Origin of the sequence: Dietzia aerolata (assembly GCF_014144865.1) — a bacterium.
GTDB classification, from domain to species: Bacteria; Actinomycetota; Actinomycetes; order Mycobacteriales; family Mycobacteriaceae; genus Dietzia; species Dietzia aerolata.
The window spans coordinates 1-10115 of record NZ_JAALDM010000239.1 but is presented as its reverse complement, the minus strand read 5'-3'; the positions used below and the strand labels follow the sequence as shown (position 1 = coordinate 10115).

Genomic DNA, 10115 nt, shown 5'->3' with positions numbered 1-10115 from the left:
TCGGCACCGGGGTGGCGCGGGCCCGCGCGGCCGCCTCGCAGGCGCGGGAGCAGGTCCACCACGTCACCACCCTGCCCGGCCGCAGGCACCTCGAGCCCGGCCCTCCGCACTCGGCCGAGGTCGCCGACGACCACGGCGCTGACAACGCTGACGACGGCCAGCTCACCACCGGCAGTGACCCGGCCGTGCACACGGCTCTGATGGCACTCAGCCGGCTCACCTGGGTGATGAATCACCTCAGCGAAGTGCTCACCCCGTCCGACGACACCGCGCTGAACCGGCTCCGGGCACACGCCCTGTAGGTGCGCGAACTCCGTGCCGCCGCGGTCTGGCCTACCCCCAGGCGGCCTGGATTCCGGCGCTGGCCCTGTCGATGCGCTCGAGCCTGCTCTCGGTGTACAACGCGACCTGGTCGACGATCACCCGCATGCGGGCCGCGTCGTCCGGTGCCGCGTCCCACAACGGGCGTAGCACCGGGTCCAGCCCGGCCGGGGCGGAGTGTGCGAGGTACTCGGCGACGCGGTGGATCCGGTCGCGCTGACGGTCCTGTCTAACCCGATGTCCCGGATCGCTCATGACGTAGCGCACTGCCATCGTCTTGAGCATCACCACTTCGGCCTCGACCTCGTCCGGGACCTCCAGCTGCGCACTGTATCGACCGTGCGGGACGGCGCCGTGGATCTCGCGGGTGGTGTGGATCGCCGGCATGACGAACCGGCCCACGAGCTCACTGGTCAGCGCCTTGAGCGCGACCATGCCGCGAAAGCCCGGGTCGAATGGTTGCACCGCGCGGACCACCTCGAGCGAGGCCAGTCGCGCCGCGGCCTCGGCCAACTGGTCCCGACCTGGTCCACGGAACTCCGAGGCCCCGAGTTCCGCCAGCGCAGCGACTTCGGAGTCATCCGACAGCGAACGCAGGTCGAGACGGCCGGCGACGATCGCGTCCTCCACGTCGTGGACCGAGTAGGCCACGTCGTCGGAGAAGTCCATGATCTGTGCCTCCAGCGACCGGGTGTCGCCGGGGGCCCCCTGCCGGATCCACTGCAGGATCTCGGCGTCCTCGGTGTAGGCCCCGAACTTGCTGGTGCCCTCGCGGGGCAGCCACGGGTACTTGGTGGCCGCGTCCAGGGCGGCACGGGTGAGGTTGAGGCCCACTCCCCTGCCCTGCGCGTCGACCACCTTCGGTTCCAGCCGGGACAGGATGCGGATGGTCTGCGCATTGCCCTCGTAGCCGCCGCAGCCGCGCGCCACCTCGTCCAGTGCGCGTTCACCGTTGTGTCCGTACGGCGGATGGCCGATGTCGTGGCTCAGGCCGGCCAGGTCCGCCAGGTCCTGGTCGCAGCCCAGGCCGGCGGCGATACTGCGCGAGATCTGCGCGACCTCGAGCGAATGGGTGAGGCGGGTCCGCGGGGTGTCCCCGTCACCGGGTCCCACGACCTGGGTCTTGTCCGCCAGACGTCGCAGGGCGGCAGAGTGCAGTACCCGCGCGCGATCACGCTCGAACGGACTGCGTTCGCTCGCCGACGCCCGCGGCCGTCCGGGGTTCTCGTCGACACGGCGCTGGCCGTCCGCCTCGTCGTAGGCGTAACCCGTCATGGGCGTCTCTCCTAATCCGGGAAGTCCACGTTGGTGCCGGCAAGGCGTTGATACTGGTACCAGAGCACCGCCCCGGTCTCCCGGATGATGCTCATGATCTGATTCTCCCTGGTCCACACCGCCGGCCCGTGGCGTGTGGGCGAAGTCCACGCCTGCAGGCCCACATCGTGCGCCATCATCCGGGAACGGTACGAATGCGTGGGATCGCTCACCAGGACCACCGATTCGCCGCCCTGATCCCACACGGTCTGAGCAACAGCTTCCAGACTGCCGACCGTGTTGGTCCCGGTCTCCACGGCGAGGATCGCCTCGGCGGGCACGCCCAACTGGGTCAGGTATGCGCGGCCCGAGCCCGCCTCCGTGTACAGATCGCCGGGCTGACTTCCGCCAACGGTGATGATCTGCGGGGCCACTCCCTCCTCGAAGAGGGTGGCGGCGTGCTCGAGCCTGGCCTGGAAGACCGGGGTCGGGACGCCGTTGTACTGGGCGGCACCCAGCACCACGATCGCATCCGCGGGGGTCCGGTTGTCGACGCGCGCCACGTGCCAGACGCGGAACGCGATGAAACCGGGGATGATCAGGCAAAGCAGTAGCGCGATGACCAGGAACCATCCAAAGGCCCTGGTCACCGCGCGACGTGGGGACCGGGATCTACTCACCCGACCAGTGTGCCAGCCGAGGCTGTCAGCACCCTGTGAGGCGCTGGGCGAGGTAACCCTCCACCTGGTCGATGGCGACCCGCTCCTGCTCCATGGTGTCGCGCTCGCGGATGGTCACCGCCTGGTCCTCGAGCGTGTCGAAGTCGACGGTGATGCAGAACGGGGTGCCGATCTCGTCGTGGCGACGGTACCGGCGTCCGATCGCCTGCGCGTCGTCGAAGTCCACGTTCCAACTCTTGCGCAGCTGCGCCGCCAGGTCGCGCGCCTTCGGCGACAGGTCGGCATTGCGCGACAGCGGCAGCACCGCGGCCTTGAACGGCGCGAGACGACGGTCGAGCTTGAGCACCGTGCGGGTGTCGACACCGCCCTTGGAGTTGGGTGCCTCGTCCTCGGTGTAGGCGTCCACGAGAAACGCCATCAGCGAACGGGTCAGGCCGAAGCTGGGCTCGATGACGTACGGGATGAACTTCTCGCCCGTGGCCTGGTCGAAGTACTGGAGGTCCTCACCGGAGTGCTTCTGGTGCTGCGACAGGTCGTAGTCCGTGCGGTTGGCGATACCCATGAGCTCGCCCCACTCACTGCCCGCGAAACCGAACTTGTACTCGAAATCGATGGTGCGGGCCGAGTAGTGGGCACGCTCGCCGTCCGGCACGTCGAAGCGACGCAGATTGTCCGGGTCGATGCCCAGATCGACGAACCAGTTCCAGCATTCCTCGACCCAGCGGTCGAACCAGTCGGGTGCCTCGTCGGGCTTGGTGAAGAACTCGATCTCCATCTGCTCGAACTCGCGGGTGCGGAAGATGAAGTTGCCGGGCGTGATCTCGTTGCGGAACGCCTTGCCGATCTGGCCGATGCCGAACGGCGGCTTACGACGCGCGGTGGTCATCACGTTCTTGTAGTTGACGAAGATGCCCTGCGCGGTCTCGGGCCGCAGGTAGTGCAGCCCCTCCTCGTTGTCGACCGGACCGAGGTAGGTCTTCACTAGGCCGGAGAACAGCTGCGGATCAGTCCACTTGCCCTTGTTCCCACAGTTCGGGCAGGCGATCTCCGACATCGGGGCGTCCGCCGGATCGTCCAGCTTCTTCTTGGCCGCGTAGGCCTCCTGAAGGTGGTCGTGCCGCAGGCGGGTGTGGCAGTTCATGCACTCGACCAGCGGGTCGGTGAACGTCTCGACGTGGCCGGAGGCCTCCCACACCTTGCGCGGCAGGATGATCGAGGAGTCCAGGCCCACCATGTCTTCGCGGGCGGTGACGAACGTCCGCCACCACTGCCGCTTGATGTTCTCCTTGAGCTCCGCTCCGAGCGGACCGTAGTCCCAGGCCGAGCGGGTACCGCCGTAGATTTCGCCGCTCTGGTACACCAGGCCCCGGCGCTTGCAGAGGTTGACGACGGTGTCGAGGACGGAAGCTGAGGCTGCCACGTCGGGGGTTCTCCCTTTGGTGAGTCGGTGGGCGGAGGTGTCGGGGTGGATCACCTCGGCCCGGGCTGGCGCCCGGGCACTTGTCCCCAGGGTATCCGGTGAGTGGATCGGGTCTGGGATACTGGGGTCCCCTGCCCGCAACGCCACGGGCTGTGAGCTGCCCGACACCGGCGCCGGAAGGAGGAGTAGATGACCCCCGGATCACCCTCGGCACCCGGTGGAGCACCGTCCGCGGCCACGGATGCCGACTCCTCCGATCATCACTCGGGTCTCCACGCCGCTCCGGTGCCACTCCCGCCCGCACCGGTCGTCTCGGCGGCCGGCGACCTCCTGCGTGCACTCTCGGCGCCCCTGCGGATCGCCATCGTCCTCCAGCTTCGCGACGGGCCACGCTGTGTCCACGAACTCGTGGACGCGCTCGAGGTCACCCAGCCGCTGGTGAGCCAGCACCTCAGGGTGCTCAAGTCCTCCGGGGTCGTCTCCGCCCACCGTCAGGGGAGGGAGATGCGGTATGAACTGCTCGACCAACACCTTCTGCGTATCGTCGAGGCCGCAGTCGACCACGCCGGGGAGGAATGATCGTCCAGTGACAACCCCGGATAAGCCCATCGGCGTGCGCTCGACCAGGCAGCGCAGCGCGATCTCGGCCCTGCTGGACGAATCCAAGGGATTCCGTTCCGCCCAGGACCTGCATGCGGAATTGCGCGATAAGGGTGACACGATCGGCCTGACCACCGTGTACCGGACTCTGCAGTCGATGTCCGATGCCGGCGCCGTGGACGTGCTGCGCACCGACTCCGGCGAACTGATCTTCCGCAAATGTTCTGACTCCCACCACCATCACCTGGTGTGCCGGGTGTGTGGCTTCACCGTCGAGGTGGAAGATCCCAAGGTCGAGGTGTGGGCACGCAGTGCCGGCCAGGCGCACGGGTTCACCGAGGTCACCCACTCGGTGGAGCTGTTCGGAGTGTGCGCCGAGTGCGCCGGAACAGCTGACTGACCTCCCCGTCAGACTCCCTCGCACCCCCGGCCGGTGCCGGACTCAGGGCGGGGTGACCCCGCCGAATCGCCGATCCCGCTCGGCGTACTCCAGGCACGCCGCCCACAGGTCGCGGCGGTCAAAATCCGGGAACAGGGTGTCCTGGAAGACGAACTCGGCATAGGCGCTCTGCCAGAGCAGGAAGTTGGACGTACGCAGTTCGCCGGAGGGCCGCAGGAACAGGTCAACGTCCGGCATGTCCGGCTCGTCGAGGTACTGCGCGAAATCGTCCTCGGAGAGGTCGTCGGGTGAGACCTCGCCGGCGGCGACCCTGCGCGCGAAGGCCTGCGCCGCGTCGACGATCTCCGCGCGACCGCCGTAGTTGACGCACATCGCCAGGGTCATGACAGTGTTGTCTCGGGTGAGTTCCTCGGCCTCTTCCAGTTCGGAGATGACCGACTTCCACAGGCGGGGCCGTCGACCGGCCCACCGCACCCGCACCCCGAGCGCGTTCATCTCATCACGACGTCGCCGGAGCACGTCGCGGTTGAAGCCCATGAGGAAGCGCACCTCCTCGGGGCTGCGCTTCCAGTTCTCGGTGGAGAAGGCATACGCAGACAGGTACGGGATCCCCATCTCGATGCAGCCCTGGACGACGTCCATGAGCACGGCTTCACCACGCTTGTGCCCCTCGGTGCGGGGAAGCCCACGCTCCTGTGCCCAGCGGCCATTTCCGTCCATCACCAACGCGACGTGCTTCGGCACGAACTCTGAGGGGATGGCCGGGGCCACGGCACCGGACGGGTGCGGTGTGGGCGGCCGGATGGCCGGGCGGTCCCCCGCGGTCGCCGCGGACGCGCCCGGGGTTCGGGCACCCGAGGCGGTGGAGCGCTTACGAAATCTGGGCAGTCCGGGCACTGGACTCCTCCCTGATGTCACGGGTGGTCACGGTCGGCGCGGGCTGGCCCACACCACGGTCGATGAGGGGCAGGCTGCGCAGGTCGCGTTCGAGATGCCACTGCAGGTGCGCGGCGGCGATCCCGGAGGCCTGGCGGGCCACGGCGGGCGAGGACACCGCGACGGCGTCCCACTGCCCGGCCATCAGCGCCGCGAGATGTTCGGCGACGCCGGGCGAGAGCATGGCGCACCCCTGCGGTCGGCAGTGCACGCACACGGTGCCGCCGGAGGGCACGTGGAAGGCCCGGTGCGGACCCACCACACCGCACCGCACGCAGCAGTGCAGGACCGGTTCCCAGCCGGAGGCGGCCATGGCGCGCAGGAGGAAGGCGTCGGAAACCAGTCCGGGGGGACGTCGCTGTTCGGCGAGGGACCGAAGGGCGCCGACGGCGAGGCCGAGCAGTCGGGGGGTCGGAGCCCCCTCCTCGCCCGCGAGTCGCTCCGCGGTCTCCAGGACCACACACCCCGAGGTGTACGAGGGGTAGTCGGCCACGAGCGGACGGGCCAGAGACTCGCGACTTGAGGCCTGGCGGATCGTTCCGAGCCCACTGCGACCGCGGCCCGGCGCGATCTGCACCTCCACCACGGCGAACGGTTCGAGGCTCGCGCCCATACGGGACCGGGTGCGGCGCACCGCCCGGGCCACCGCGCGGACCAGCCCGTGCTGCTGAGTGAGCAGCGTGACGATCCGGTCGGCCTCCCCCAGGTCGTAGGTGCGCACGACGAGGCCGGTGTCGGTGAAGGGATGCATCCCGGCCTCCTCACGGTGTGGGCGATCTCGACCGCATCGGTGTGCGGATCGGGGTGTGTACGTGTGCTGTCCTCACGTGCGAGGGTTCATCATCCCACCACGGGGCGACAGCCGCGAGCACAGCGCGCGGCGGGTCACGGGGACCGGCCCGCTGACGACGCGCGAGCGACGCGGCACCAGCGCGCCGACGATGCGCCCCCTAGAAACCGAGCCGACCCAGCATCTTGGGATCGCGCTGCCACTCCTTGAGTACCTTGACGTGCAGGTCCAGGTAGACCCTGGTGCCGAGCAGCTTCTCGATCCCCGCGCGCGCCTGGGTGCCGACGTCGCGCATGCGGGCGCCCTTGGGGCCCAGCACGATCGCCTTCTGGCTCTGCCTCTCCACGTATACGGTCGCGTGGACGTCCACCATGTCGTCGCGCCCCTCGTGCGGCAAGACCTCCTCGATGGTCACCGCGATGGAGTGCGGCAGTTCGTCCCGCACACCCTCCAGTGCCGCCTCGCGGATGAGTTCGGCCATCCGCGACTCGTCGGTCTCCTCGGTGATGATGTCGTCCGGGTAGAACTGCGGCCCCTCCGGCAGCAGCGAGGCGATCACCTCGGCCACCACGTCGACCTGCTCCCCCGAGACCGCCGAGACCGGCACCACCTCGGCGTCCGGTCCCAGGAACTTCGACACGGCCACGAGCTGCTCCATGACCTTCTGCTTGGAGACCGAGTCGATCTTGGTCACCAGACCCATCACCGGGGTGCCCGGACACAGGGAGCGGACCTGCTCGAGGATCCACTTGTCGCCGGGGCCGATCCGATCGCCTGCGGGGAAACACATCCCGATCAGGTCGACGTCGGAGAAGGTCTCCTCCACCAGGGCGTTGAGCCGCTCACCCAGCAGGGTGCGGGGGCGGTGCAGGCCGGGGGTGTCCACGAGGATGATCTGGGAGTCCTCACGGTGCACGATGCCGCGGATGGCGTGCCGGGTGGTCTGGGGCCGCGAGGAGGTGATCGCGATCTTCTCCCCCACCAGCGCGTTGGTCAGCGTCGATTTTCCGGTGTTGGGACGGCCGACGAAACTGACGAAACCACTGCGGAACCCCTCGGGCGTGCTCATCTGTTCTCCTCGTCGGCGTTGTCGTCGTCGTCATCTCCGGACCGTTCCACGGCGGCGCGTTCGGCCACCACCGTCACCACCTTCACGCGTCCCCGCCGGTCGTGCCCGCCCTCGGCGCGCAGGTCCAGACCCGTGGAGACCACCCGTGCGCCCGGCAGGGGGACGCGGCCGAGTTCCAGGGCGAGCAGGCCGCCGAGGGTCTCGACCTCCTCGGTGATCTCGTCGGGGAATTCCATGTCGAACAGGTCGGCCACCTCGTCCAGGCCGAGCCGCGCCGACAGTCGGTAGCGACCCTCGCCGATCTCCAGCACGGGCGGTACCTCGGTGGTGTCGTACTCGTCGACGATCTCGCCGACGATTTCCTCGAGGATGTCCTCGATCGACACCAGTCCCGCGGTCCCGCCGTACTCGTCCACAAGCAGCGCCATGTGGTTGTGGTCGCGCTGCATCTCGGCGAGCAGGTCGTCGATCCGCTTGGCGTCGGGCACGAACACCGCGGGCCGCATGACCTCGGCGACCGGGGCGGCGCGGCCGTCCGGGTCGTCCAGGCGGGCCACGATGTCGCGCAGGTACACCACGCCCACCACGTCGTCGGCGTTCTCGGTGTCCACCACCGGGATCCGCGAGTAGCCGGACTTGACCGTCAGCCGCGCGGCCTGGCCCACGGTCTTGTCGGACTCGATCCACACCATCTCGGTACGCGGCGTCATCACCTCACGCGCGGTGGTGTCGCCGAGTTCGAAGACGGACTGGATCATGCGCGACTCGTCGTCGGCCACCACGCCGCGCTCACGCGCCATGTCGACGATCTCGAGCAGTTCGATCTCCGTGGCGAACGGACCATTGCGGAACCCACCGCCGGGGGTGACGGCGTTGCCGACGCCGACCAGGAGGCGGGCCAGGGGACTCAGGACGATCCCGATCACCGTCAGCGGCATCGCCGAGGCCAGCGCGATCGTGTAGGCGTGCTGCCGGCCCAGGGTGCGCGGTCCGACGCCGGCCACCACGTAGCCGGAGACCGTCGTCACCGCCGCGGCGGTGACCAGGGCCCAGGCCGCCGAGTCGATGAGGTCGTTGAACACCACGGTGAACAGGACCGCGGTGGCGACCAGGCTCATCACGTGGAGCAGCACCACGACGTTGATGTAGCGGGGCCGGTTCTGCAGCATCCGGGACAGGCGCGGCGCCCCGTATCGGCCGTCCTTGGCCATCTCCTCCACGCGCGCCACGGAGACGGTGCTCAGGGCGGCGTCCAGCGCGGAGAACACGCCGGCGAGCAGGAGGAGCAGTACGGCGCCGACGGCCGCGAAGATGGTCTCGTCCACGACTCAGGCGTCCTCCGCCGGGCGTTCGTCCCGGTGGTCGTACCACTCGGCGAGCAGCTCGTTCTGCAGGCCGAACATCTCGCGTTCCTCGGCGGGCTCGGCGTGGTCATAGCCGAGCAGGTGCAGGCAGCCGTGCACGGTCAGCAGGGCCAGCTCGTGCGCGAGCGGGTGCCCGGAGCTGGCGGCCTGGTCGGCGGCGAAGGCCGGGCACAGCACGATGTCGCCGAGCATCGCCGGCCCCGGCTCGGGCAGGTCCGGCCGGCCGCCGGGGGTGAGCTCGTCCATGGGAAAGCTCATGACGTCGGTCGGTCCGGGCAGGTTCATCCACGTCACGTGGAGGTCGGCCATGGTGTCCTTGTCGACGAGCGTGATGGACAGCTCGGCGGCGGGGTGGACATCCATGCGGGCGATCACGAACGCGGCCACGTCGATCAGCTCGGCCTCGTCGACCTCCACCCCCGACTCGTTGGCGACCTCGATACTCATCGGCGGCGCTGCTCCCTGTTCTTGTGCGTCTCGGCGTGCTTGTGCGTGTCGGCGTTCTTGCGCGATTCGGTGTTCGTGGCGGACTTCTCCATGCGGGCCTCGAGCTTGGCCTCGTGCTTGGCGTAGGCGTCGACGATCCGCCCGACCAGCGCGTGCCGCACGACGTCCTTGGACGTGAGCTCCGAGAAGTGGATGCCCTCGACCCCGGTGAGGATCTCCCGCACCACCTTCAGCCCGGAGCGCTGCCCGCCGGGCAGGTCGATCTGGGTGATGTCGCCGGTCACGACGATCTTGGAGCCGAAGCCCAGGCGCGTGAGGAACATCTTCATCTGCTCGGGCGTGGTGTTCTGCGCCTCGTCCAGCACGATGAACGAGTCATTGAGCGTGCGCCCGCGCATGTACGCCAGCGGTGCCACCTCGATCACCCCGGCGGCCATGAGCTTGGGGATGGTCTCGGGGTCCATCATGTCGTGCAGCGAGTCGAACAACGGCCGCAGGTACGGGTCGATCTTCTCGTGCAGCGTGCCGGGCAGATAGCCCAGCCGCTCGCCGGCCTCCACCGCGGGCCGGGTGAGGATGATGCGGCTGACCTCCTTGGCGCGCAGGGCGGCCACCGCCTTGGCCATCGCGAGATAGGTCTTGCCCGTGCCGGCGGGTCCGAGGCCGAAGGAGATGGTGTGCTCGTCGATCGCGTCGACGTACCGCTTCTGCCCGAGCGTCTTGGGCCGGATCATGCCGCCGCGGCGCGAGAGCACGTCGGTGCCCAGCACCTCCTCGGCCGTCAGCGGCCCGGAACCGGCGAGGATCTCCACCGAACGGCGCACGGAGGCGGGG

The 10115-nt window shown here is 69.0% G+C and carries 12 protein-coding genes; 3 read left to right on the top strand and 9 right to left on the bottom strand.

Features of this window, described 5'->3' with window-relative positions; all coding sequences use genetic code 11:
• Window positions 1-302, top strand: a 302-nt coding sequence (locus G6016_RS13675) for a hypothetical protein (protein ID WP_182633182.1), incomplete at its 5' end; no start/stop codon positions are given.
• Window positions 303-333: 31 nt separating this feature from the next.
• Here the strand turns inward: G6016_RS13675 and G6016_RS13670 are convergent.
• The 3 genes from G6016_RS13670 to G6016_RS13660 are packed head-to-tail and all read right to left on the bottom strand — an operon-like array spanning window position 334 to window position 3675.
• Entirely contained in the window at window positions 334-1596 is a 1263-nt protein-coding gene (locus G6016_RS13670) for a deoxyguanosinetriphosphate triphosphohydrolase (RefSeq protein ID WP_182633181.1), read from the bottom strand.
• An 11-nt stretch (window positions 1597-1607) separates the two neighbouring features.
• On the bottom strand, window positions 1608-2225 hold the full coding sequence (locus G6016_RS13665) for an ElyC/SanA/YdcF family protein (RefSeq protein WP_182633184.1): 618 nt from the start codon (window positions 2223-2225) through the stop codon (window positions 1608-1610).
• Between the two features lie 55 nt (window positions 2226-2280).
• The gene (locus G6016_RS13660; protein ID WP_182633180.1) at window positions 2281-3675 is read right to left on the bottom strand and encodes a glycine--tRNA ligase; all 1395 of its coding nucleotides are present in this window, start codon (window positions 3673-3675) and stop codon (window positions 2281-2283) included.
• A gap of 189 nt (window positions 3676-3864) precedes the next feature.
• Between G6016_RS13660 and G6016_RS13655 the strand changes: the two genes are divergently transcribed.
• Together G6016_RS13655 and G6016_RS13650 are read left to right on the top strand one after the other, a co-directional pair.
• On the top strand, window positions 3865-4254 hold the full coding sequence (locus G6016_RS13655; protein ID WP_182633179.1) for an ArsR/SmtB family transcription factor: 390 nt from the start codon (window positions 3865-3867) through the stop codon (window positions 4252-4254).
• A 7-nt stretch (window positions 4255-4261) separates the two neighbouring features.
• Window positions 4262-4675: a Fur family transcriptional regulator gene (locus G6016_RS13650; protein WP_338403615.1), complete on the top strand. Its 414-nt coding sequence runs from the start codon at window positions 4262-4264 to the stop codon at window positions 4673-4675.
• Window positions 4676-4717: 42 nt separating this feature from the next.
• Here the strand turns inward: G6016_RS13650 and G6016_RS13645 are convergent, their stop codons facing one another.
• The 6 genes from G6016_RS13645 to G6016_RS13620 form a co-directional block, all read right to left on the bottom strand.
• On the bottom strand, window positions 4718-5479 hold the full coding sequence (locus tag G6016_RS13645) for an isoprenyl transferase (RefSeq protein ID WP_182633183.1): 762 nt from the start codon (window positions 5477-5479) through the stop codon (window positions 4718-4720).
• A 67-nt stretch (window positions 5480-5546) separates the two neighbouring features.
• Window positions 5547-6362, bottom strand: coding sequence for a DNA repair protein RecO (gene recO, locus G6016_RS13640; RefSeq protein WP_182633177.1), 816 nt, complete (start codon window positions 6360-6362; stop codon window positions 5547-5549).
• A 199-nt stretch (window positions 6363-6561) separates the two neighbouring features.
• The gene (era, locus tag G6016_RS13635; protein ID WP_182633176.1) at window positions 6562-7470 is read right to left on the bottom strand and encodes a GTPase Era; all 909 of its coding nucleotides are present in this window, start codon (window positions 7468-7470) and stop codon (window positions 6562-6564) included.
• Complete coding sequence (locus tag G6016_RS13630; RefSeq protein WP_182633175.1) at window positions 7467-8795, bottom strand: CNNM domain-containing protein; 1329 nt, start codon at window positions 8793-8795, stop codon at window positions 7467-7469. Before G6016_RS13630 ends, era begins: the two co-directional genes overlap by 4 nt.
• Window positions 8796-8798: 3 nt before the next feature.
• Complete coding sequence (gene ybeY, locus G6016_RS13625; RefSeq protein WP_182633174.1) at window positions 8799-9281, bottom strand: rRNA maturation RNase YbeY; 483 nt, start codon at window positions 9279-9281, stop codon at window positions 8799-8801.
• Window positions 9278-10115: PhoH family protein (locus tag G6016_RS13620; RefSeq protein WP_206682313.1), on the bottom strand; the 838-nt coding region annotated here is incomplete at its 5' end. The genes G6016_RS13620 and ybeY, both read right to left, overlap by 4 nt.